Here is a 25,698-nt window from a genome sequence, read left to right as displayed (position 1 = left end):
CAACAGAAGGTTGTAGTGAAATATTACACAAATTAGCGGATCGAGATATTAAATTTTTCGAGAAATATTTCAATAATTCTTTCGGGAAATAGCGCTTATCGGGAGCTATTTTTTAAATTGAATACTGTTAATGGCAGCTTCCGCCCCTTTTGTATCATTGGTAGTACCTAAGCAGATGGTGGTAATTTGCTCTTCTACCGCAATACGACAATATTCATAATAGGGAACGTTATTTAGACGCGTCTCAGCAATATAGTTGATCTGGGTATCACTCTCTTTAACAGGCATTACTTTAAAATCGACAATCTCATTAATCGCATCCATCTGCTCATTCATCACCTCTTCAAATTCAGAGAGGGTGATCACAACCCCTTCAGGCAGATCGATCGTGACAGCGTAGAGGATATCTTTCTCAATATCTCCCTCTTTAGCTTGAAGTAGTGTAATGTTCTCCGCAGGAGCACCCTCTAAACGGACGGCGACAATCGCATCTTTCTTATCCATTACATCTTGAAATTGCTCACTGACCTTCATCGTAAAGAGCTGATCCTCAGGGGAGAGGCTCTTTAGTGAGTCACCACATGCTGCTAAAATCATCATTGCGCCTAAGGCGATAGTTGCTTTTAATAATTTGTTCATGGTTAATCCTAGCATCTTTTGTCGATAATAGGATCGATTCTAACATATCTAGCGACAGTGGTTAAGTATCGATTTTTGCAATCTCAATGGGAACTCCTACCGCATCTAAAAGAGAGAGTTGTCTTTGAAAATCTTTAAGCTCCCCCGTAGTTAAAAGCTGTAATGTTTTAAGAGGTAATGCTTTAATGCTATGGCTCTTTTCCTTACTAACTGTAGTCTCCACATCGTTAACACTATAAAACGTCGTAATACGATGGGGGTAACGCATGGTTATTTGGCTATAACACTCTTGGACAATCGCATTTGCCGGATCGATGATAGTGATCTCTTTTGGAAGAAGCGCCTTAAGTGCCGGTATTAAGAAGGGAAAATGGGTGCAACCCAAGACCAATTGATCGATCGGATATTGGAATAGCGGTTTTAATGTCTCTTCTAGAATCTTTTGATTATCAGCTAGCGTTAGCTTCTGTTTCTCTACCAAATCGACCCATTCCGAACCGATAATTTTATGGAGTGTCTGCGCTTTTGCAAAGCGCTCTTTAAGGCTCTTTAATCGTTCACTATGGAGTGTAGAAAGCGTTGCTGCGACAGCAATATGACCGCTCTTTGTCGCTGTTGCCGCTAACTTAATAGCCGGTTCAATACCGATAATAATAAGATCGGGGTATTTTTCTCGTAACTTCTCAGCACTTACCGCTGTTGCAGTATTGCAGGCAATCACTAACGCATCAATCTTTCGGGATAGAAGTTCCGCTGTTAAGCGCTCCATTCGTTCATGGATATAAGCATCACTCTTCACACCATAGGGAAGGTGGCCAGAATCAGCAATATAGATAAATTGTGTTCGATTGAGTGGGGGAGCTGCTAAAAAAGCATTTAAAATAGAGAATCCCCCAATACCAGAATCGATTAAACCAATCTTTATCACACCTCTCCCTTTTTTATCCCTGTTCTACTAATAGATCTATCGGCGCCCTAAAGGAACAACGATAGATGGATCTAAGAGAGGTGCTTCTTCAACCTCTTCCTCTTTTGTCATCACCTCTTCTGCTAAAAGAGAGAAATCTTCAGGATCGATATCAAGCATCGTTTCGTAGGTGATAAGATCCCACATCTCAAAGAGATTACCATTGCCTAGGAGAATCAGATCACTCTCGATATTGGCATATTGCATCAACCTCTTCGGTAGGACCATTCGGCCTTGAGCATCTAAGATAACTTCTGTTGCGCCACCTCGAACAAAGCGTGCAAAGTCACGCTCTTTCTTTACAAAAGGGTTTAGTTTTTCTAATTCTTCTTCAACTTGGCGCCAAGCTTCGATCGGATAGAAGTTAAGACATTTATCGAGCGCACGGCTAATGACAAAATGATTCATGCCATTAAACTGTTTTCTAAGGGCGGCAGGGAGCGCGATACGATTCTTCGCATCGACCTTTAACTCATATTCCCCTAAAAACTGATACATATTTGTAACCTGTGCCTACAATTGATCATGAAGATATTCCACCCATTGATCATATTCCGCCTTAAAAAAGTGGAATAAGATCATTTTATAATACGATTATCAGCGATAAATGCCAACCTTTTATCGGCAGAAACTACCTATTTGCGTAATACTCATAGTCATCTTCATAATTTCACCACTTTAGTTGTTTACTTCGGTTCTACCAACCAGATAAGTGGTTTTAATTCTCGCATCATAAACCGAGGAATACGGGGAGAACATTGCTGGTGAATTTTGGGATCCATGCGGAACTTGATCACTTGGAAAATCTCCCTAAATTCCGGGATCTTTGTTGCATCTTTCCCCTCTAGTAGAGATGCTAAATAGGAGAGCTGAGAGAGCACAGATTGCATCTCAATCAACTCATCATTAATCGTTGAGATATCTCGTTCTCTATTCTTAATCGGCTCATCTTTCATCCGCTCTAGAGAATTTGAGAGAGAAACAATAGAGACTTGAGCTCGGCGGAGCGCTAATTTAAGATCAGCATCGTCCTCACTCTCTTTCGTAATTTGCCATTTCTCAATCTCTTCAATCACCGTAAAGAGATCTTTTCTCGCACTTTTAGTAAGTCGCGGAAGATTTACCTTCTCCCAACTTGGAAGAAAATGGCTAAAGCCGATCGCAATAACAGCGGCAATTAGGGTATCAATGATGCGCTCAATAGAGACAGATATCCCTTGGAACATCGTTAAGTCTTTACTAATGTTGAGAATAATTAGGACATAGACTGTCGTAAAAGTGACACTAAGTGGGTTATGGATACGAATTAAACCATTATTAAGAATAACCGATACAAAGAGGATGGAGAGTAACCCTAAAGTTGAGATCTCCATGGAGATTAAGATCCCCCCAACGATACAGCCAATAATGGTGCCAATAATTCGATTTCTACTGCGCTCTTTAGTGAGACTAAATCCTGGTCGCATAAGACTTAAGAGTGTAAAGGCAATCCAGAAACCGTGAGAGAGAAAGTCAGTCATACTCACAATTGAGAGTGCGCAAAACATCGCCAGTGAAGAGCGAATTGCAAAACGTAACACAGGTGACTGGAGGGTTAAGTTTTGGGTAATATAATCATGAGACCAGTGGGATTGAGAGAGAAATTTTTTCAATTTATGCTTTGGAAAGCTCCCCTCAAGGGCAACATCATCGACTAAGAATGAGCGAATACGCTCTAAATTACGGGAAAGTGACCAAACTTTACGAAAGTGATTCGCTACAATTTGATAGGCCTCTAACGCTTCACCCTCTAAATCTTGCCGGCGTAGAAGTTCTAATTCATACTCTAATGCTCGTAATTCCGCTTTAAAGCCGAGACGCTTTAACATATCGCCGGCGCGCATTGAATACATCCCCATCTCTTCAAGATTGATTCCCGCCTTAGAGAAACTATCACGAAAGAAGATCTGTAGATCACTATTGGGATAGTTTTCACGAATAATGACAAAATCTTGCAATGGGATAGTTGCAATCTCGCGAGTTTCAATTAGGAGTAACAACTCATTGACCATCTGGTTAAGACGATGATCCTTCTCATAATCGAGCCTAAAGAGAAGGTCTCGCATCACCTGTAACTCCTCAAGTAGTTCAGTTTGAGAGTTGATAAAGTTTTTAAACTCTTTCTCAATCACTACATTTTGACGGTAACATTTTGAGAGTGCTTTAAGATAGCGCGACAGGAGAAAGTAGATGCCGGAGAGATTCTGCCGCACAATATAGATCTGAAAAATCTTCGTCACCGCCATGCTAAAGGCAAAATAGAAAAGAGCCCCTAAAGAGAAGAAGAAGAGGTAGACCGCGGGAGTGGCAGCGCTATTAGATGCGGCAAGAAGGGCCGTAAAGCCCACGATAAATCCGAGAGCGATAAATTTAGCCTTAAAAGCATAGATGAAGGCTACGACAAATGAGATAAGTGAGAGTGAAACGATCTTTAGAAGATGGAGCCCTGGTGATTGAAAGATAAAGAGCAGGGTAATAATCACAATCGCAATAAAGGTGCCGAGCATCTCATTGCGTTTATGCTTTAAGGTACCGGTTTGATCGGCAATAGACATGGTTAGACTACCGTAGCCGGCAATCATTAAGATCTCTAAGGGAATTGAGAAGAGGGCTAAAAGCGCAACAGGCAGAAAGATCCCTAGCGCCATCTTTACCCCCATGGCAAAGTCGCTACTAAAAAAGAATCGATAAGTTACTGTAATAAAGTGATTCATACTTCTAAAACCCCACATTTAAAAACGCCATATTAAAGATCATGCTCTAATATGGCGTACTGATGCCTATTTCAATGCTCATCTCTAGGTTAGCATCTTTACCCGAGAAAAGGGGAAGATCCTAGAAGAGTGCAAATTTTACTAAAAATAGAATCGCAATGATATAGGTTGCAGGATGAATATCTTTTAATTTTCCTGTTCCTAGTTTTAATGCAACGTAGCTAATAAAACCAAAAGCGAAACCTTCTGCAATTGAGTAGGTAAAAGGAATACCTAACACTAAGAGTGCCGCTGGAATTGAATCGGTAGGGGAATCCCACTCAACTTCTGTTAACTCTCTTAACATCAAGCCTGCGATATAGACTAATGCCGGAGCCGTTGCATAAGCGGGAATTGAATTCGCTAATGGTGAGAAGAAGATCGCGAGAATAAAACAAGCAGCAATCGCAAGTGCTGTAAGACCTGTTCGTCCTCCTGCTTGAACGCCGGCAGTACTCTCTACATAAGCTGTTACAGAACTCGTTCCTAACAGACTTCCGGAAAGAATCGCCGTACTATCTGAAAAGAGCGCACGATTGAAGCGTTTTTTCGCATCCGGCACTTTTGTCTCATCAAGTAATCCACTCTGCTTAGCAACACTCATTAAAACGCCCGTGGCATCGAAGAGTTCAACAAGTACCAGCGCAATTAAGATCTGTACAAAGCTGCCACTTAAGACCTTTTCAAAACTTAACTGGAAGAAGGTTGGTTCAATAGAGGGGGGCGTTGAAATCACACCTTTAAACTCTGTGTGACCTGCTAAAGCACTGATCACAGAGACAATCAAGATACTTAAAAGAATCGCACCTCTAATCTTAAAGTTATCTAACACTACAATTAAGAAGAATCCTAAAATTGCATAGAGCGCACCGTGAGATGAGAGATCACCTAAGCTTACAAGCGTTGCTGAATTCGCCTTGATGATGCCTACTTCAGGATTAGAAAGACCAATGAACGCTAAGAAGAGGCCGATACCAGCACCGACAGCAGCTCTTAATGATTTAGGAATACCATTGATAATCCATGAACGAAGCCCGGTAATAGTGAGTGCAAAGAAGATCACACCGGAGACAAAAACAGCTCCTAAAGCTTCTTGCCAAGTGTAGCCAAAACCACCCGCAGCAACGGGAGCTGCAATTGTAAACGCAAAGAAAGCATTCAGCCCCATTCCCGGTGCAAGTCCAACAGGATAGTTTGCAACAAATGCCATCACTAAAGTACCAATTGCGGCAGCAAGACAGGTAGCCATAAAGACAGAATCGTGATCCATCCCTGTAGTTGAGAGCAGGCTTGGATTTACGAAAATGATATATGACATCGTTAAGAAGGTCGTAATTCCGGCAATGATCTCTGTTCGAGTCGTTGTGCCGTGTTCTTTAAGTTTAAAGAGTTTCTCTAACATGACGCGTCCTTTTTGCGAAGAGAAATGAAAAAAGTCTCGCAGGTAGTACGAGACTTATGGGGTTAAGAAGATCGTTTTTTAGGGGGGATCATCAGCGATAAGATGATCGAACCCACTAAAGTTCCTAAAATTATTGTCAAAGAGATCGTAATCGGAAAATGGTAGTCGAAATAGAGTACTAACATCTTAATACCGATAAAGATTAAGATAATCGCCAAACCATATTGTAGTAGATGGAAGCGTTCTGCCATATCTGCTAAGAGGAAATACATGGCTCTTAATCCTAAAATTGCAAAGACGTTAGAGGTCATCACAATAAAAGGATCAGCGGTGATAGAGAAGACCGCCGGCACGGAATCGACTGCAAAGATAATATCGGAAATGGTAATCAAAACTAAAACGATAAAGAGCGGTGTTGCGTAACGAACGCCCTCTTTGACAATAAAGAAGTGCTCTTTTTGATACTCATCAGTTGTCTTCACAAACTTTTTAGTCCATTTGACGATCTTATTCTCACTCAAATCTGCTTCATCGTCATGACCAAAGCACATCTTGATCCCGGTAAAGAGGAGGAATGCGCCAAAGACGTAGAGAATCCACTCAAACTTAGAGATCAAGAAGCTACCGATCAACACCATCACAACCCGTAAAAAGACCGCTGCTAAAACGCCATAAACTAAGACGCGACGCTGATAGATATTAGGAACTTTGAAGAAACTAAAGATGAGGAGAAAGATAAAGATATTATCGATCGAGAGTGATTTTTCAACGATGTAACCGGTTAAAAACTCAAGCGCTTTACTTGTTGCATATTCACTCGTTGTGGCAAATTCACTAGGAATAAGGATCTCTGGTGGCAGCATATAACGAATATAGCCCCAGATTCCTGCCATAAAGAGTAGCGCGACGGTGATCCAGATGAGCGTCCAGATCAAAGCCTCTTTTACGCTAACACGATGATCGCCACTTGCTTTGAGTGCAAACATGTCGATAAGGATCATTACGGCAACAACAATGGCAAAGATAGTATAGAGAAGGGGGGAACCTAAGGAGTGAACCTCCTGCGCGATATGCGCAGTAGATTCGATTGTTTGTGCGACAACTTCAGTCACTGAGAAATACCTCTAAAAAAAGGGTAGATAAATAAAGCGTAAGTTTATGGGATTTTGCTATCAAGGTCTATATCTTTAGTGAAAGGTAATTTAAGAAGTCCCTCAAGAGGTTAAAGCGCGCAATTAATCTTACTAATTGCGCGAAAGATATCTACCAAATTGACTGCTAGCTACATAGATAATTCTAGATTCAAATCTTTAGATCCAAACCATTTAAGTTATTTAAATTTTAAGATTCAAATTGGAAATAGTGATCGAGATATTGCGCAAATGGGATTTGAGGTGAAGCTTCAATTGCTTGCTGTTTCTCCAGAGATTTGATGGCACTCTCCTCAAATGCAACGCGACTCTTCTCATCTAAAGGCTTGAGCTCTTTTTGATAGAGCTTTTTCGCCTGCGTTAAGAAAAATGTCTGATAAGGAGTGCCGCTCTCTTTGAGCGCAGTTAAAACCTGTTGTGAAGGGAGTAGGGAAGGATCTTCAACGCGCGCATACATCTTCTCAAGAGCTGCTTGATATGCTTCTCCTAATATGGGGGCCAAAGGTGTTAACCACTCTAATACCGCTAAAATAGAAGCTTTAAGAGTGCGAGTTGTTCCGGCAACATTAAATTCTTGAGCGAGATCTAATCCTCGCTTAGCAACTGCTTTCATATTTTTCTGATTATGCTCATACTCTTTTTGCGATAATTCTGGCGCATCGGTCAAGATAGAAGCTGTCATCAAGAGTTGTACAAAGCGCATCTCATCGATTCCAATGCCTTCCGCTACGAGCGGGTTAATATCGATCGATCTCAACTCAATATACTCAATCCCACGGCGATTGAGCGCTGTTAAGAAGTTTTCACCAGGGCGCATAATCTGTTTTGGACGAACACTTGCGTAATACTCATTTTCGATCTGTAAAATGTGATTGTTGATCTGGTTATATTCGCCATTTTCTACCACCGGAATTTGCGAGAAGATATTGCATGGTGTGGTAATCGCAAATTGAATATTTTTGGTAAACTCTTCAATCGTATTGAATGAGACATCAAAGTGGCACTTATTATTGCCGTAACCGATATCAGAAAGACGTAGCGATTCCCCTTGGTCAAGATAGCTATCTGTTGCATTAAGCGACGCAAAAGGATTCTCTTTCCCACGAAGAAAGCTCTTATCCATTACCGGCGATGCCCCTAAAAGAAAAGGAATCACAAAGCCATAGCGAGAGATATTACGACAAGCATGGAGATAACGATCTGTCTTAAACTGCTGTAAGCTCATCTCTTTTATCTCTTGACGGTCAAATGCATTTTGAAATGCATCAAAGAGATGATCTTTTAAGGAGAAATTATAGTGAATGCCGGAGATAACCTGCATCATTTTGCCATAGCGAAGGCTCAATCCCTTACGATAGAGGGACTTCATCTTGCCATCATTTGAATTGCCATAATGACCAATTTCGATCTCATCTTCCGATTCAATGAACGGGGGCATAGAATTAGGCCAAAAGATCTCATTATCTAACTTCTCTAAGACAAATCGTTGAATCTCACTGAGGTCCGCCAATGCTTTTTCAGGAGAATCCACAGGATCCGTGACAAATTCAAGCAGGGATTCTGCAAAGTCAGTGGTAATATTGGAGTGAGTTAATGCCGAGCCGATCGCTTTTGGATGCCCTTTATCACTAATTCTGCCTGTCTCTGGGTTGATTCGAAGAGTCTCTCTTTCGAGCCCAATATTAACCTCTTTGAGGGAGGATTGATGCTTTCCAAGGAGTGTCAGATTTTTCTCTAAACGGTCTAGTAAATTATCCATGCAAACGCTCTCTTATCGGTACTACGGGGTTGTTCATTCTGATTCTATTGCATCTATTGCGCCTATCGGGCATCAATAGGGTCATCATTAGGTTGAAACAGGGCGAGATTAAAGCCGACTTTCTCCTGCCATATATTGACTATATTACAAAATAGCTCTGCCGTCTTTTCTGTATCATAGAGTGCGGAGTGAGCTTGACTATGATCCCACTCAATGCCGGCAGCTTGAATCGCCCGTGCAAGCACTGTTTGCCCATAAGCAAGGCCGGCAAGGCTTACCGTATCGATGACGGAGAAGGGATGGAAAGGGGAGTTTTTAATGCCGGTCCGTTCGATTGCTGCATTTAAAAATGCAAGATCGAAATGGGCATTATGCCCCACTAAAATAGCACGAGTGCATCCTTTCTCTTTCAACGCAGCACGAACAACAGCAAAGACCTTTTTCAGCGCCTCTTTTTCAGAGATTGCAAAGCGGAAAGGGTTATCGATCTTGATGCCGTTGATCTTCATCGACTCAGGATTGAGAAGAAGCCCTTTCTCTGGCTCAATATGTGCAGAAACACTCTCTGCCATGGTGAGTCTACCCTCATCATTCATATCGATCACAACAGCAGCGATCTCTAAGAGGGCATCTGTTCGTGGGTTAACCCCACCTGTTTCCACATCAATAACGACGGGAAGAAAACCACGAAAGCGCATTGAGATGGGGGGAGGGGATTGTAAATGATCTGCCATAATCTTTGAAGAGTCTCTTCTTCCTTTTCTATTAAATCTTTTAAGTCGGTTTGGATCAGTCTGAAGTTGATTATCAACACTTGATCTAATCTGATAAGTTACTTCGATGAGGCGCTCTTTTTAGAGGGGCTCTCCGTTGAAATCTCTTTCTCATCACTCTTTTGATGATCTTTGTGAAAAACAATCTCAGGCGCAACACCTTCTGTCACACATTTCTCATCGACAATTACCTTAGCAACATTATCGAGTGATGGGAGTTCAAACATCGTATCTAAAAGTAGGTGTTCGATAATACTTCTTAAGCCTCGCGCTCCTGTTTTACGTGCTAACGCTTTTTTAGCGATCGCTCTTAAAGCAGATTCTGTAAATTCTAATGAGACATCTTCCATCTCAAAAAGATAAGAGAATTGCTTTGTTAAAGCATTTTTCGGTTCCGTTAAGATATTGACAAGTGCATCTTCATCTAACTCTTCAAGCGTTGTGATGACAGGCAGTCGGCCAATAAACTCCGGGATTAAGCCATATTTCGCTAAATCTTCCGATTCCACCTCAGATAAGAGTTGGGAGATATTTTTCTGTTCATCTTTCGCTTTTACCTCTGCGCCGAAACCGATCCCCCCTTTCGATTGGCGCTGTTGCACAATCTTATCAAGGCCAGAGAATGCACCACCACAGATAAAGAGAATATTGCGAGTGTTAACATCAATGAGCTCTGCATTTGGGTGTTTACGTCCGCCGGTAGGGGAGACGGAAGCAGTTGTTCCCTCAATAATTTTAAGAAGCGCTTGTTGCACCCCTTCACCGGAGACATCGCGGGTAATAGAAGGATTTTCACTTCTACGGGAGATCTTATCGATCTCATCGATATAGATGATTCCAGATTCCGCACTCTCCACATCAAAGTCACAGTTTTGAAGAAGACGAAGAACTATATTTTCAACATCTTCCCCGACATAACCTGCTTCCGTCAGTGTCGTTGCATCAGCGATGGCAAAAGGAACATTGAGCGTTTTTGCTAAAGTCTCTGCAAGAAGAGTCTTTCCTGATCCTGTCGGACCAATAAGGAGAATATTACTCTTACTAAGCTCAACCTCTTTCGTATCAGAAAAACGCTCACTCTCTAGACGTTTATAGTGATTGTAAACAGCTACACTTAAGGTGCGCTTTGCATCTTCTTGACCAATCACATACTCATCAAGGTGTGTAAAGATCTCTTTTGGGGTAGGAAGGCTCTCATACTCCGCTTCAAGCTCAGCTTTAACATCTTCTACTACAAGATTATTACAGAGCTCAATACACTCTTTACAGATATAGACACCATTTCCTGAGATAAGGCGTTCTGCTTCGCTCTGATCTTTACCACAGAAGGAGCATTCGATACTTTTTGTGGGTTTATCAGTTTTATTACTCATTGTGTGAATTCACTCCAATTCTTTCATTTATCAACGCTTGATATCATCATTCTTAAATATCGCATATCGCATATCAGAGACTTCTTTATAGATCTGAATGACTCGATTTAACCCGATTGAGCTCAATTTAAGTGATATTTATCATGATACTTCTCATGATATTAATCCAATTAACGCTTAGTGACGACCTGATCGATCAAACCATATTTCATCGCCTCTTCCGCGCTCATAAAGTTATCGCGATCGGTATCTTTTTCGATCTGTTTAACTGTTTTGCCGGTATGATGCGCAAGGAGAGTATTGAGTTGCTTCTTAATTTTAAGCATCTCACGCGTGTGGATCTCAATATCAGACGCCTGCCCCTGATATCCTCCAAGCGGTTGATGGATCATCACCCGTGAATTAGGAAGGGCAAAACGCTTACCTTTAGCCCCGGCAGTTAATAAGAATGCTCCCATACTGCAAGCTTGTCCTAAGCACATTGTTGATACATCAGGCTTAACAAATTGCATTGTATCGTAGATCGACATGCCGGCAGTGACAGATCCTCCTGGAGAATTGATGTAGAGATGGATATCTTTATTGGGATCTTCCGCTTCTAAAAAGAGGAGCTGCGCCACAATTAGGTTAGCCATATGATCTTCCACCTGACCGACCATAAAGATAATCCGCTCTTTAAGAAGTCGCGAGTAGATATCATATGAACGCTCTCCACGACCAGTTTGTTCAACAACCATAGGCACTAAACGCGCCATTTCAGTATCGATAATAGAAGACATTACGAATTTTCCCTCTGTGGTTTAAACCAATTAATCTCAATTAATCTCTTTCAAACGAGCCATTTTAGCAGAAAAGCAAAAAGCATTATGAATAATATTCAGATATTCTCAAATATCATTTCAATCTGCATCTGCTTAAGAAATTTCGCAAAAATTATCTTCCCCTAAAGAGAGCTAAAGATCCCATTCCTCCACTTCAATTATGGATAAAATATCTCTGAAATCTCTCGCCCTTAGTAGTAAGATAGGGGTGATTTTTTAGATAACTTTTGTACCATTTTTTATTTGTAGCATCTTTTTAGTGCCTTAAGTATTCAACACCTTATAGCCATGAAGTTATGATACTTAAGCGCAATTTTCATTAATTTGAACAACCTACTTAAGCAACTATTTAAGTAACTATTTAAGTAACTATTTAAGTCACTAATTAAAGCAGAAACAGAGGATTAATCGCAGTGAGAGAGACATTCAATTTTTGTGCAGGTCCAGCAACAATGCCTTATAAAGTCTTAAAAGAGGCGCAAGCAGAACTTCTCGATTGGCAGAAGCAGGGCGCTTCTGTGATGGAAGTGTCCCATCGTAGTAAAGAGTTTGTAGCATTAGCAAAAGAGTGTGAAGCAGACCTTCGTGAGTTGCTCGATATCCCGGTAAACTACAAGGTTCTTTTTCTCCAAGGAGGCGGCCTTTCACAATTTGGTTTAGTGCCTCTCAACCTATTAGGTGATCGTATTGGTGATGGTAAAACCACCGTTGATTATATAGAGACGGGGATCTGGTCCAAAAAAGCAGCCGCTGAAGGCGCTCGTTACGCAAAAAACAATATTCTCTATAGTGGAAAAGAGGAGGGTTATATCTCTATACCAAGAGAGAATGAGATCTCCCCTAATCCCAATAGTGCTTACCTTCATCTCTGTTCAAATGAGACGATCAATGGTGTTGAATTCTTCTACGATATTAAAAATAGCCCCATCCCTGTTGTTGCAGATATGAGCTCTAACATCCTCTCCCGTAAGATCGATGTAAGTCAATATGGCGTGATCTATGCCGGCGCACAAAAAAATATTGGTCCTGCAGGTTTAACTTTAGTTATTGTAAGAGAAGATCTATTAGGAAATGCCTCCCCCTATGTTCCTGATGCACTGAACTATACGCTACAGGCTAAAAATGATTCAATGCTCAACACACCGCCAACTTTTGCAATCTATCTTATGAGCTTGGTACTTAAAGCGCTTAAGGAGAAGGGTGGCTTAGAGGAGATCGAGAAGCTTAATCATAAAAAAGCATTCCTACTCTACAATACTATCGATAATAGTCGCCTCTATCGTAATCGTGTGGATGTTGACGCTCGCTCAAATATGACTATTCCTTTTACACTCGCAGATCCTACCTTAGATGCACTCTTCTTAAAAGAAGCAGAAGAGAATCATCTAATCAACCTTAAAGGACACCGTAGTGTTGGCGGTATGAGGGCAAGTATCTACAATGCAATGCCGATTGAAGGCGTCATCGCTTTGACGAACTTTATGAAAGACTTTGAAGATCGTCACTACTCATAGTCCGCACTCTATTCATAATTTGTGATTCGTAATTCGTAATGAGTATCTCTAAGAGAGTCCTACAAGAGTCCTAAAGTTATAGGGCTCTCTTTTATTGGGTTTGTATTGAGTTTTATTGGGATTTATTGAATTATGATGATCTTCAGCACTACCGATTACTTCTAAGTAATGTAGGCAAAAAAGTTAAACAAAAAAGCTCGATTCCGCTATACTAAAACGAGTTTTATCAATTGAAATGGAACTGATAAGGGTGTTTATTGGTCACTCTTACAGATCATATTCCTTATACTCTCGATGGTAGGGATATCTCTTATCGCACTGATTGCAAAAAGTATTCAGCAAAAAGATATATAGATAGATATATAAAATATATAGATTTTTGATCAGCAAACATTTGCGAACTAATCAAACAGACAATGGATATAGAAAACGTAATGGTTAATGGGAAAAAATTCATCAAAAGCCGCTTTGCCAAATTAGTCGGTGGACTCTTTATCTCGTCAGCACTTCTATTTGGCCAATCGACAATCGCCGCAACCGATACACCAAAAACGCCGATTATCACGAAGCCTTCCTATAATGAGCAACTGATCAATTCTGCCCATACGGCAATCTTGGCACAATATCATTATGATCGTATCCCTATTGATGATGCACTATCAGAGCGTATCTATACACTCTACCTTAAGGCGCTCGATCCACAGAAGGTCTTCTTCGTTCAATCAGATATCGAACAATTTGAGCAATATAAGTATAGCTTTGATGACTTCATTCGCCGCTCACAATTAGAGATTCCCTATGAGATGTACCAACAACTCCTGATCCGTATGGATGAGCAGTATGCAATGGTCACCGAGATCTTAGCTGAAGATTTTGATTTCGATGTAGATAAGAGTCTCTTCATTCAGCGCAAAGATGAAAATTTCCCCAAAGATAAGACCGAGATGCGTCAACTTTGGAAAGATCGTCTACAAAATGAGCTGATTAACCTCATGGTCACAGATGATGCCTTGACCCTTGAAGAGGCAAAAGAGAAGCTCCAGAAGCGTTATAATGCACGTCAAAAACGTATTCATGATATGGAAGAGGGAGAACTCTTTAGTCTTATTATGAATGTAGTTTCTCTCAGTTTTGACCCCCATTCTGGTTACTACTCCGCTAAACAGATGGAGCAGTTTAATATTAGTATGAGTCTTTCACTGCAAGGAATCGGTACGGTTTTACGCCAAGATGATGATTCCATCAAGATTGTAGAGGTCGTTCCTGGAGGACCTGCAGACTTGACTGGCCAGGTGCAGATCGGTGATGAGATTATCGGTGTTGCGCAGGGAGAAGATGGTGAGTTTGTCGATATTGTTGGGATGCGTCTTGATAAAGTGGTTGAGATGGTTCGCGGCGAAAAAGATACCGTTGTCCGTCTACAGATGATTGGCAATAAAGGAAAGGGCGCAGAAAAAATTGTTAAGATCGTTCGTGATACGGTCAAACTTGAAGAGCAGGAAGCGAAATCGAAGGTCTATCAACTCCCTTCTGAAAATGGTGAAGAGGAATATACCTTAGGCGTTATTACACTTCCGGCATTCTATAGTGACTTTGAAGGTAGTAAAAAAGGGATTCAAGACTTCAAGAGTACAACACGTGACGTTAAAAAATTACTACTTAAGTTGGTCAATGATGAGCATATTGATGGACTCTTAATTGATCTACGCGGTAATGGTGGTGGATCTTTAACGGAGGTGATCGATCTCTCTGCACTCTTTATCGGTAGTGATAAGACCATTGTTCAAACGCGAGGATTTGATGGTCAGCAAGATGCACAATCGAGTCCTAATGAAGAGTTGATCTATGATGGACCAATGGTGGTTCTGATCGATCGCTTAAGTGCTTCAGCTTCTGAAATTTTTGCCGGCAGTATGCAAGATCAGGGGAGAGCAATCATTGCTGGTCAAACCTCTTTTGGTAAAGGTACCGTTCAGACGATGATCGATCTTAGCCGAATTTTAGCAAAATCGACCAAACCAGGACAATCGAAAGTCACTATTGCGAAGTTCTACCGCGCAAATGGGGAATCGACACAAGAGAAAGGAGTTGAGCCTGATGTAACGCTCCCTTCAATTTATGATCCTAATGAGATTGGTGAATCGAAAGAGCTCTATGTTATGGCTTGGGATACTATCGATGCAGCTCCGGATTATGAACCTTCTGTCGTTATTACAGAAGAAGTGACTTCTCAGTTGCAAAATAAGAGTAAAGAGCGCTTTAAAGAGGAAGAGAAGCATCAGATCTTTAAAAAACAGGCGAATAAAACATTAGAGCTCTGGAAGATCAATGAGATGAGCCTCAATCTTGATAAGCGCAAAGAGAAGCTTAAGCGCGAAGAGGAAGAGAATCTTCAATTGCAAAATAGAATGAGAGTTCTCTACGACTATGAACCATTAACACTTGAGCAGTTCCGCAATGAAGATGGTTCATATACAAAGCTCTTAAAAGAAACAGAGACAGACCTTCTACTTGAAGAGGGATTATTGATTCTCCGTGATTATATCGATCTTCTCGATGATGAAAAGAAGAGCGATAAACAGTAACGATATACTGTATCAATCAACGATAGAAATCAGCGATAAAAATCAGCTATAAAAATGGTTAGCCTTCTATTTATATTATTCGATAGAATGCTAACCATTTATTTTTACAGCGGCCAGTATGATGGATCAGCCATACTAAAATTCGTACTATTGGAAATCCGGACTGTCAAAGTTTGTATCATTAATTTTATATCAATAATTTACATTAATGATTTATATCGATGATTTATATCATTAAAATATCATTAAAATTTATACTATTTAGATCTGTACCATTCATAGTAATGGGCTAAAAGAGTTGAGAGGCTAAGAGATGGAAGATATAAGAGGTAAACGTGTCATTGTAGGAATGAGCGGTGGAGTCGACTCCTCTGTAGCAGCGTTTCTCTTAAAAGAGCGGGGCGCTGATGTTCATGGCGTATTTATGAAGAATTGGGAAGAGGAGTTTGACCAAGGTTACTGTAGTGCGGAAGATGATCTTAAAGATGCAGAAGCGGTCTGTGAGACACTCGGCATTCCACTTCACCGTGTCAATTTCGCTAAAAATTATAAAGAGCGAGTATTTGACTACTTTATCGATACGTTGAAAGATGGGCTAACCCCCAATCCCGATGTTCTCTGTAATAAAGAGATTAAATTTAAAGCTTTTTTAGAGTATGCAGAAGAGTTGGGCGCAGATTATCTCGCAACGGGGCATTATGCTCGTGTTCGCCGGGAAGATGGTAAAGCCTATCTCCTAAAAGGTATCGATAATAATAAAGATCAGAGCTACTTTCTCTATCTACTCAATCAACAACAGCTAATCAATACTCTTTTTCCGATCGGAGATTATGAGAAGAGCGAAGTGCGACAAATTGCTCTCGATAATCGCCTGATCACTTTTGATAAAAAAGATTCTACAGGGATCTGCTTTATTGGGGAGCGAGATTTTACCGATTTTATCATGCAATATCTCCCCACAGAGCCCGGTGATATGGTCATGCCTAATGGTGAAGTTGTAGCGCAACATCAAGGTTTAGCATTTTACACTATCGGTCAGCGACAAGGCTTAGGCATTGGTGGGCGTAAAGATTCTACAGGTGAGCCTTGGTTTGTGGCAGATAAAGATCTTGAGAAGAATCAATTGATTGTGGTGCAAGGGGATCAAAAGGAGCTCTATGGAAGGGGTCTAATCGCTCGCGAGCTCCATCAAATTAATCCTATCAATTGGGAAGAGGTCAACCCTCGCTTAACGGCAAAGATTCGCTATCGCCAACAAGATGTTAAATGTGAGGTGACACTGGAGAAAGAGGGCAAAATCCGCGTCGATTTTAGAGAGCCACAAAGAGCCATCACGCCCGGGCAATCGATTGTCTTTTATGATGGAGATATCTGTTTAGGGGGCGCTTTTATCGAGCGCAAAATTACCTAATCAAAGTTTTTAATCACCTATTATTATCAATTATCACTTATTGATACTTATTATCACATATTGCTATCACAAATAATCGATAGCTGGACATAAAAAAGGCGACATTCTAAGTCGCCTTTTCATTTTTAGTTACTTTTCACCGACTCTTCACCTATTCTTTACCCTCTAATTGATAACGGATATCAAATAAGGTACTCTATCAACTATCAGTCGAATATTATTGATCGAATATTTTTAGCCCCTATTTTTAGTACTTTTATAATGGCCCTTTATGAAAATTCTCCAACGTTTTGAATCCCTTATCGACCCTTTTAAATCACACCCCGATAAGGCGCCCCCTAAAACGTTATTTGCCTTCTATTGGCACTATATTAGCCAGGTTAAATGGGTCTTTGTTGCACTCCTTGTGACAGGATTTTTTGTCTCAACATTGGAGATCTTTCTCTTTAAATATATTGGGGAGATTGTTGATCTTGTCGATAGTGTTCATACGCCTGCAGAGCTCTGGGAGAAGCACCATTGGACCTTTATTCTTATGCTATCGGTTATTCTACTCTTCCGTCCTTTAGCCTCATTTTTGCATAATCTTCTGATCAATCAATCATTAACGACCAACTTTACATCGATGATTCGCTGGCAACAGCACCGTTATGTCGTTAAACAGAGCCTTAACTTCTTTCATAGTAGCCTTTCTGGTGGGATTGCAAGTCGCGTTATGAATACCGGTCAATCGATCCGCAATTCGGTGATTATGTCTACCGACTCCATGTGGCGCATAGTAATCTATGCGGTTACAACGATTATTCTCTTCTTTGAGATGAATCCTTGGCTCGCACTCCCTATCTTAATCTGGATTCTGCTTTATACGCTGATTTTACGTTATTTTCTCCCAAGAACACGTCACCGTTCCCATATCTCTGCAAAAGCACGCTCTCGTCTAATGGGCCATATTGTCGATAGTTATAGCAATATTACAACATTGAAACTTTTCTCCCATTCTGAAAAAGATGAGAATGATGCAAAATCAGTGATGCAGAAACAGACCGATGCTGCTCTTCGATCAACGCAGCTCTCAACCATGATGGATCTCACTCTGATGATTCTAAATAGCCTCTTAATTGCGACAACGATCATGCTCTCTATCTATCTCTGGGGTGCCTCTTTAATCACTGCCGGAGCAATCGCATTTACTATGAGTCTTGTTATTCGAATCAATACCATGTCAAGCTGGGTGATGCGAGTGATTAGCCATATTTTTGAAGATATTGGTAATGTTCAAGATGGAATTAAAGTGATAGCCCAATCGCGAGAAGTACAAGATCATCCTCACGCCAGAATGTTAAAAAATGTGACAGGTGAGATCACTTTTCGTAATGTCTCTTTCAATTATCATCAGGAGAAACCGATCTATCAGAATCTCAATTTAATGATTCATCCAGGAGAAAAAATTGGACTAGTAGGGCCATCGGGTGCCGGCAAAACAACATTAACACAGATACTGCTACGACTCTATGACATCGATAGCGGTGAAATATTAATTGATGGTGAGAATATTTGTCACTTTACGCAAGATTCTTTACGGCAAAAAATTGGCGTTGTCACACAGGAGCCGACGCTATTTCATCGCTCTATCAGAGATAATCTGCTCTATGGCAATCCTGATGCGACAGATGAGATGCTCTATGAAGCTTTAAGAAAAACCCATGCAGATCAATTTGTCAGAGAGTTGATAGATCAATATGGGCAGAAAGGATTAGATGCTTTAGTCGGAGAAAGTGGTGTAAAACTTTCAGGTGGGCAGCGACAACGTATTGCCATAGCGCGAGTCTTACTTAAAAATGCGCCGATTTTGATTCTCGATGAAGCAACCTCTGCACTCGACTCTGAATCGGAGAGTGTGATTCAAGAGAATCTTGAGCAATTGATGGCTGGGAAAACAGTAATCGCCATTGCCCATCGACTCTCCACCATTGCCAAAATGGATCGTTTAATTGTGATGGAAAATGGCAAGATTATAGAGCAGGGAACCCATCAATCATTACTGAAAAAAGGGGGGCTTTACGCCTCTTTTTGGGAGATGCAAGCAGGCAAGATGAAAGAGGATGAAACGGAGAAATAGCGCTTGGAGTAAAATTCTTTTTATGAAAAGAGTTGACATCGATGCACTATTGAGTCTATGATCTGCTCCAACAAATTAGAAATACCTCGTTAGGTGAGGCTCCTGTACGGAGATATGCTACTGCCCAGAAACGTCCAAAGACGCCAACGGGTTTGAACAGAAACTATCGAATTAAGGTGGTTTATAACGTAGCTAGTCAATTGAGATAGATAGAATAAAGTAGGGGTTACCTTCCTCTCACTTTCTCCTGATATCTGATTGATCTTATGCCGTACAGTGCTAAAGCTCAATGAATGGAGGACGATCAGACTTTCAGATCAATTGGTAGAGATAATCTCTCTATCGATCTCTTCTGAGTCGATTAAAAACGTATAACAGAGATCAGTATCTTGATACTATCTCTCTAGAAAGCGTGCCTTCATGATTGAGGGTACGCTTTTTTGCGTTATCGCTATAAAAATAGGCTTTAAAATTAAGCTTTAAAATTAAGTTTTAACAGATAAGATGCGTTACCCTCGATAAGTTTTATTAGCTTATATCCATATGTTTTATATATTTCGTGTATTCCGTTTAGATATTCGGATATTCGGATATTCGGATATACGCTTTGATATGCGCTTTTATTAACTTTGATCATTTGATTGCTCTCAATTATTGCTGCTCTCAATTGCACTTAGCCTTACCTAACTGATTATCAAAATTGTTCTCTCCCTCAATACTTATCAAAAGGGCAGTGACGCACTTTAAGCGTTATTGAGAAAGAGAGCAAAGGCATTCGCAAAAAGGAGTTTTATAATGACGATCTATCCAGCAGAGCATGGAATTTTACTCAATAACGCCAACAGATCTCAAGAAGCACAACGAGCAACAACGCTTTGGGTCAATCTAGTCGCGCCGAGTAAGGAGAAGGTCGATAGACTCCTTCACTCGCTCAATCTACCACTCGATACCCTCAATCAGCCTCGCGGTAGTCTGCAGAAAAAGATTGGCGATCTTCTTCTTTTAAGGCTTCATGTTCCTAAAAGAAATCTCCCATATTCTGCCATCCCTTACCAAATGACCCTTTTAACAATTCTCATTAAAGGGAATCGAGTGATCACTATTTTAGAGGATGAAACACCGCTCTTGATGCATCTTGAGCATGAATATTTGGTAACGTGGGCTTTTGCCGATGTGACAAGCTTTGTCTATCGCCTTTTAGAGTTAACTACGGAGAGTTTTATTCTTGCAACCAAAGAGGTTGAGAGGGAGACAACAAAGATGGAAGATGAGCTCAAAAGCGCTTTTAACAACCAATCTGTCTATCAACTTCTCAATTACAATAAAAGTTTCCTCTTTTTTGCAAAAGCTTTAAAGCATAATCATAAACTTCTCAACCTGATTTATGAGCAGAGTACTCTAAAAGCAGATTATGAGCAGGATCTGCAGCTCTCTGATCTTATTGTAGAGACGGCTCAAGCAGAGAATTTAGCTCGTGTCTATAATGCCAATTTGCGTAACTTGATGGATGCTTATTCTGCACTGATTGAGAATAATCTCAGCCTTTCAGTGCAATATTTAACGATCTTTATCACCATCTCAGCAATCCCGATGTCGATTGCTGCGCTCTACGGCATGAATACCCCCTTGCCATTTCAAGATGAACCTTACGCCCTAACGCTCTTAAGCATCATCACCGGCATCTTAATCGTGGGAGCACTACTCATCTTTAAGGTTAAAAAGATGCTTTAAGGCAACCTGCAATAATCGATAATACTCAATAGCATCCGATAGCAACCAATAATAATAGTCAATAATAACCAATAACAATCAGTAATAATCAGCAATAATCAATCTCGTGAGAGATCAAATTTAATCCGAACATTATAAATCGGCCTAGATAGAGGAGTAACATCATGTTAACCATCTACAAAAATAGCGATGAGCGCTTAATCCAAAAATCCGTCATTCGTCCTAACCATCTCCTTCTTTTGATCGATCCTAATGTGGATGAGATCAATCAGATGACGCGCCATTTTCAATTGCCGGCAAAATTCTTTACCGATGCCCTCGATCAAGATGAGCGACCCCGTTTAGAGCGAGATGAGCATGGGTATCTTATTGTTCTCAATCTTCCGATTAAAAATCCCAAGGCAGGGGAGAAACATGAACCGCCCTATATCACTCAACCTTTAGGGATCATTCATACCGATAGTAATCTCATTCTAGTAAGTCGTCAGCATCATCCTCTTATTGAACAACTCATCAATGGAGAGTGTGGCGATTTCCAGACAGAGATGAAGACTCGCATCACGCTACTGCTCTTTAAAGCGGTGGCAAAAGCATATGATGATCATTTAGGGTATATCAATGATGCCGCGGCAGCATTGCAACAAAAATTACGTGCCTCTTACCAAAATAGAGAGCTCTTTAGCTTAATCGAATTGAGTAAGAGTCTAGTCTTCTTCTCAACTTCGCTCTCCGCCTTGGCCATTCTCTATCGCCAGATGATGCAAGGACGCACCTTCAAAATTCAAGAATCTGATCGAAAACTGCTCGATACAATTTTAGTCGATATTGAACAATCAGCCGAAGTTGCCGAGATGCGACGAGAGAGCCTTAGTAACCTAATGGATGCTTATGCTGCAATTGTACATAACAATCTCAATACCGTTTTAAAAGCGCTCACCGCTATCGCCATTGTGATGATTATTCCTACGATGATTGGTTCGATCTTCTCAATGAATGTTGCGCTACCGAATGAAGATGATCCTACGACTACCATTATCGTCGCCACCATCATGGCGGGATTGAGTCTACTGCTCATACTCTTTTTCTACTTTAAGCGTTATCTTCGCCTACATTGATCGAAAGGTCGGGAATCGAGATTGAAGAAAAAATTCGAAGATATAAGCAGAACAGAAGAAACAGCCAACAATATCGGAGGTATCACAATGATGCAGATCTATAAAAACCTTATTCGCAATAGCTACTACCATGAATCAGAGATCACGCAAGAGAATTGGGTAGAGGTGATTGCCCCCACAGCGGCAGAGCGACTCAAGATGAATCGGCAACTTGGGATCTCTAACCATTTTATTGCCGAAGCGCTCGATCCTAATACTCGACCCATGATTGAGAAGAGTGCCGGGATCACTTACATTATTATTCATGTGCCAACAGTGAATCGGGAAATTGAGAAAAATAGCGATGGTATCCGTTACCGTACAGTGCCATTTGGTATCGTATTGACCGGCTCTCACCTTGTAACAATCTGTGATGTCGAGACGCCACAATTACGGGAGAATTTTATTCGAAACTGCCAAGGTTTAGGGGCAGAGCGGCTTATTCAAAATACGCTCGATCTCCTTCATCACACTGCACAACGCTATCTAAAATTGATGCATACCATGGAGCATGAGATCGCAGAAGCAGAGGAGGAGCTCTCCCGTTCATATCGCAATTCAGAGCTCTATACGTTACTCTACCTCAACGATGGATTACTCGATATGACAATCTCTCTTAAACAGATGTTACATCTTATGAGAAAGATTAATCATGAGCATCACTTAGAGCTCATTGCAGATGGACAAGAGTTATTTGATGACACTATTGTCGAGCTTGAGCAGGCTTACTCTGTTGCAGAGATCAACCAACTCAATGCCAATAATGTGATGGATGCTTATGGCAATATTATTCAAAATAATGTCAGTCATGTAGTTAAGCTTTTAACGGCAATGACGATTGTACTCTCGATTCCAACATTAATTGCGAGCATCTATGGGATGAATGTTCCCCTGCCATATCAAGATGAACCGGAAGCATTTATGTTACTGATCGCAATCATGGTGGTACTCAGTGGTGTAATTGCCGGCATCTTCTTCAAGAAGAGATTCTTTTAAAACTCAAAAATCATCACTAATTTAACCCATAATAAATATAACTCATAATAAATAGCCTTTGATACTTATCAGTATCAAAGGCTTTAAAGTTTTAAGGTTTAAAACTTTATAATATCGATCGATATTATATTGCTCTAATGCTCTAATGCTCTAATGATAATTACTTTAGTAGTTACTTGAGATTTATGAGCCACTCTAATCTTATGCTTTCCCCGGCATCACTTCTCGCACAATATACTCTGCGATTGCCATAGAAGAGGTCGCTCCCGGTGATGGTGCATTGCGGATATGGGTAATATTCCCATCACGACGAATCACAAAGTCATCAACTAACGTTCCATCTGCCTCCATTGCTTGCGCTCTAATCCCTCTTGTTGCTGGTTTTACTGTCATTTTAGCGAGGCTCGGCACATATTTAGTCGCTTCATTAATAAAGTTTTGTTGGCTAAAAACCGTCTTTGATTCGCGCATAGCGGCAGGAATATTACGGAAAGCAAAACGCCAAAAACCAGGATAGAGGAGATACTCTTTAATATCGCGCAAATTAAATCCTTTACCATCATAATTTTCTCGTCCTTTAGAGAGAAAAGCATTAGGGCCTATTGTCATTTTCCCATCGATACGCTTGGTAAAATGGACACCTAAAAATGGATATTTAGGATCAGGAACAGGGTAGATAAGCCCTTTAACATCATCTGTATATTGATCATCTAAAACAAAATATTGCCCAAAGAAGGGGACTATTTTAGGCGTATCGATATCACCTGAATTCTTCGCTAATCGGTCTGACTGCAAGCCGGCACAGCTTATCGCATAATCAAATTCTGTAGGAATAGCACGATTGCCGGCAAGTGTGATCTTAATCTTGCCATCAGAGCGATTGGTGATCGATTCAACCGGACTATTGAGTTCGATCTTACCGCCACGCTCCCGAATCTCTTCGGCAATGCGTTTTGCAATCGCTTCATAACTGACGATCGCCGTTTCAGGAGAGTGAAGGGCAGCAACACCAATACAGTTAGGCTCCACCTCTTTGATCTCATCGCCATAGAGCATGCGAACATTGGGTACTTCGTTATCGAGGGCGATTTGATAGAGCTTTTTTAATCGTTCCTCTTCAATCTCATTGAGGGCGACCACCACTTTTCCACACTGATCATAAGGAAGATTATTCGTTTGACAATAATCACGAACAAGCTCCACACCACGTCGACATAATCTTGCTTTTAGGCTACCCTTTGCATAATATAATCCTGCATGCACCACGCCGGAGTTATGGCTTGTTTGATGTCTTGCAACCTCCGACTCTTTTTCAAAAAGGGTCACATTGGCATCGGGATAGTCGATGAGAAGCTGTCTTGCAACGGAGAGTCCGTTGATTCCTCCTCCAATCACTGCATAGTTGATGGTTGACACATTTATCTCCTTAATTACGATACTTGAATATGAAAAAACTAAAAAAAATAGAAAGTCTCTCTGATCAAGCGTTTGAACTCTTACGTGAAGCGATCCTTAACAATGTGTTAGAACCAGGAAAACTCTACTCAGCAACTGAGATAGGGGAGTGGGTCGGTGCATCGAGAACCCCCATTCGAGAAGCCGCCCAACAACTGGCCAATATCGGTCTGGTCCGTATTGAGCGTAATCGTGGTATTCGTATCCTTCCGACCTCTTTAAAAGATCTTCTAGAATCTTTCCAAATTCGCCTGATGCTCGAAGTACCATTAGTTCGAAAAGTGGCAATGATTCGGACCGAAGATGACCTTAAAGCGCTCAATATTGCTTATCATAACCTCTTTAAAGCAGCAGAGGCAGATGATGCAAAAGCAACACTTCAAGCAGATAAAGAGTATCACTCAGCACTTCTTAAAATTGCCGCCGTCGAAAGGGCGCTGACCATTATCGATAATACCCGTAATACCGTTTTACTATCGGGACCGAGTACTATTCCTCATTCTCGCACCTGTCTTGAAGCTTTTGAGGATCATCAAGGATTACATAAAGCGATCCTAAATGGTGACCCAGATAATGCCGGCAAAGAGATGGAGCGCCATATTATCAATACCGCACGTCTCTTAGTGACACAAGAATCAAATAGCCGTGAAAATTGGAATGATACCGATATTCTCGAACAGTTCTCCTGGATTCATAAACAGTAATATTTTAAAGATCTCTCCTTACTTATCAATTCGTTTAGCTTAATGGTATTTTTATCATATGTGGTAGTTGCATGCAACACGCAATGTGTAATATATCTAAAAGATCGCCATTGAGTAATCTTCCCCAATAGAGCAGATAGATAGCGATGTTTGAACAATTTTGAGCGATTACTAATCAAACCCATCGAAAGGATTGTGGAATTTCTCCCGATCCTTTTTTAACGCCTATCTTTAATAGATTTCATATGAACCATCAGTCGTAAAATTGGTGCGATTAATCTTCAGCTATTGGTCTATCATGCTTATTTAGAACGGGTCTTTCTATCTTTATTCCGGATCTTTTCAAAATAGA

19 protein-coding genes and 1 riboswitch are annotated in these 25,698 nt (G+C 40.8%); of the genes, 8 read left to right on the top strand and 11 right to left on the bottom strand.

Features of this window, described 5'->3' with window-relative positions; translation table 11 throughout:
* Positions 1-105: 105 nt before the first annotated feature.
* The 10 genes from AC0SAP_RS01250 to clpP form a co-directional block, all read right to left on the bottom strand.
* Positions 106-639 carry a hypothetical protein gene (locus tag AC0SAP_RS01250; protein ID WP_286479303.1) on the bottom strand — a complete coding sequence of 178 codons (534 nt, stop codon included), beginning with the start codon at positions 637-639 and terminating at the stop codon, positions 106-108.
* A 61-nt stretch (positions 640-700) separates the two neighbouring features.
* Positions 701-1,567, bottom strand: a complete 867-nt coding sequence (murI, locus tag AC0SAP_RS01245) for a glutamate racemase (protein WP_473382491.1) — start codon at positions 1,565-1,567, stop codon at positions 701-703.
* Positions 1,568-1,603: 36 nt separating this feature from the next.
* The gene (gene mraZ / locus AC0SAP_RS01240; protein ID WP_286479298.1) at positions 1,604-2,104 is read right to left on the bottom strand and encodes a division/cell wall cluster transcriptional repressor MraZ; all 501 of its coding nucleotides are present in this window, start codon (positions 2,102-2,104) and stop codon (positions 1,604-1,606) included.
* Between the two features lie 188 nt (positions 2,105-2,292).
* A complete protein-coding gene (locus AC0SAP_RS01235) occupies positions 2,293-4,359 on the bottom strand; it encodes an FUSC family protein (RefSeq protein WP_473382489.1) in 2,067 nt (688 codons plus the stop codon).
* A gap of 121 nt (positions 4,360-4,480) precedes the next feature.
* Positions 4,481-5,800 (bottom strand): NCS2 family permease, encoded by a 1,320-nt coding sequence (locus tag AC0SAP_RS01230; protein ID WP_109235463.1) that lies wholly within the window; start codon positions 5,798-5,800, stop codon positions 4,481-4,483.
* A 62-nt stretch (positions 5,801-5,862) separates the two neighbouring features.
* Positions 5,863-6,912 carry a TerC family protein gene (locus AC0SAP_RS01225; protein ID WP_304441098.1) on the bottom strand — a complete coding sequence of 350 codons (1,050 nt, stop codon included), beginning with the start codon at positions 6,910-6,912 and terminating at the stop codon, positions 5,863-5,865.
* Between the two features lie 229 nt (positions 6,913-7,141).
* Positions 7,142-8,710, bottom strand: coding sequence for a glutamate--cysteine ligase (gene gshA / locus AC0SAP_RS01220; protein ID WP_473382488.1), 1,569 nt, complete (start codon positions 8,708-8,710; stop codon positions 7,142-7,144).
* Between the two features lie 62 nt (positions 8,711-8,772).
* Positions 8,773-9,444, bottom strand: coding sequence for a ribonuclease T (gene rnt / locus AC0SAP_RS01215; protein WP_094568055.1), 672 nt, complete (start codon positions 9,442-9,444; stop codon positions 8,773-8,775).
* A gap of 98 nt (positions 9,445-9,542) precedes the next feature.
* Positions 9,543-10,856, bottom strand: a complete 1,314-nt coding sequence (clpX, locus tag AC0SAP_RS01210) for an ATP-dependent Clp protease ATP-binding subunit ClpX (protein ID WP_473382486.1) — start codon at positions 10,854-10,856, stop codon at positions 9,543-9,545.
* Positions 10,857-11,026: 170 nt separating this feature from the next.
* On the bottom strand, positions 11,027-11,635 hold the full coding sequence (gene clpP, locus AC0SAP_RS01205) for an ATP-dependent Clp endopeptidase proteolytic subunit ClpP (protein ID WP_094568053.1): 609 nt from the start codon (positions 11,633-11,635) through the stop codon (positions 11,027-11,029).
* Positions 11,636-12,090: 455 nt separating this feature from the next.
* On the opposite strand from clpP, the gene serC reads away from it, so the two are divergent.
* The 7 genes from serC (at position 12,091) to AC0SAP_RS01170 (ending at position 23,187) form a co-directional block, all read left to right on the top strand.
* Positions 12,091-13,191: a 3-phosphoserine/phosphohydroxythreonine transaminase gene (gene serC / locus AC0SAP_RS01200; RefSeq protein ID WP_473382485.1), complete on the top strand. Its 1,101-nt coding sequence runs from the start codon at positions 12,091-12,093 to the stop codon at positions 13,189-13,191.
* A gap of 416 nt (positions 13,192-13,607) precedes the next feature.
* Entirely contained in the window at positions 13,608-15,776 is a 2,169-nt protein-coding gene (locus AC0SAP_RS01195; RefSeq protein WP_473382484.1) for a carboxy terminal-processing peptidase, read from the top strand.
* A 313-nt stretch (positions 15,777-16,089) separates the two neighbouring features.
* Positions 16,090-17,187 carry a tRNA 2-thiouridine(34) synthase MnmA gene (gene mnmA / locus AC0SAP_RS01190; protein ID WP_286479276.1) on the top strand — a complete coding sequence of 366 codons (1,098 nt, stop codon included), beginning with the start codon at positions 16,090-16,092 and terminating at the stop codon, positions 17,185-17,187.
* A 271-nt stretch (positions 17,188-17,458) separates the two neighbouring features.
* Positions 17,459-19,306: an ABC transporter ATP-binding protein gene (locus AC0SAP_RS01185; RefSeq protein ID WP_473382482.1), complete on the top strand. Its 1,848-nt coding sequence runs from the start codon at positions 17,459-17,461 to the stop codon at positions 19,304-19,306.
* Between the two features lie 78 nt (positions 19,307-19,384).
* Positions 19,385-19,611, top strand: a riboswitch (M-box (ykoK) riboswitch).
* A gap of 490 nt (positions 19,612-20,101) precedes the next feature.
* Entirely contained in the window at positions 20,102-21,037 is a 936-nt protein-coding gene (locus AC0SAP_RS01180; protein WP_473382481.1) for a magnesium transporter CorA family protein, read from the top strand.
* Between the two features lie 164 nt (positions 21,038-21,201).
* On the top strand, positions 21,202-22,152 hold the full coding sequence (locus AC0SAP_RS01175; RefSeq protein WP_473382480.1) for a magnesium transporter CorA family protein: 951 nt from the start codon (positions 21,202-21,204) through the stop codon (positions 22,150-22,152).
* Positions 22,153-22,239: 87 nt separating this feature from the next.
* Positions 22,240-23,187, top strand: coding sequence for a magnesium transporter CorA family protein (locus AC0SAP_RS01170; protein WP_473382478.1), 948 nt, complete (start codon positions 22,240-22,242; stop codon positions 23,185-23,187).
* A gap of 201 nt (positions 23,188-23,388) precedes the next feature.
* Here AC0SAP_RS01170 and lhgO read toward each other — a convergent pair whose 3' ends face one another.
* Entirely contained in the window at positions 23,389-24,603 is a 1,215-nt protein-coding gene (gene lhgO, locus AC0SAP_RS01165) for an L-2-hydroxyglutarate oxidase (RefSeq protein ID WP_473382477.1), read from the bottom strand.
* A gap of 29 nt (positions 24,604-24,632) precedes the next feature.
* Here lhgO and AC0SAP_RS01160 point away from each other — a divergent pair, with 29 nt between their 5' ends.
* Positions 24,633-25,346: a GntR family transcriptional regulator gene (locus AC0SAP_RS01160; protein ID WP_473382476.1), complete on the top strand. Its 714-nt coding sequence runs from the start codon at positions 24,633-24,635 to the stop codon at positions 25,344-25,346.
* Positions 25,347-25,698: the final 352 nt, after the last annotated feature.

The sequence above is a fragment of the Ignatzschineria sp. PL_is040 genome (assembly GCF_055813795.1).
The sequence above is the reverse complement of the archived record's forward strand: the minus strand, read 5'-3'. Positions and strand labels throughout refer to the sequence as shown.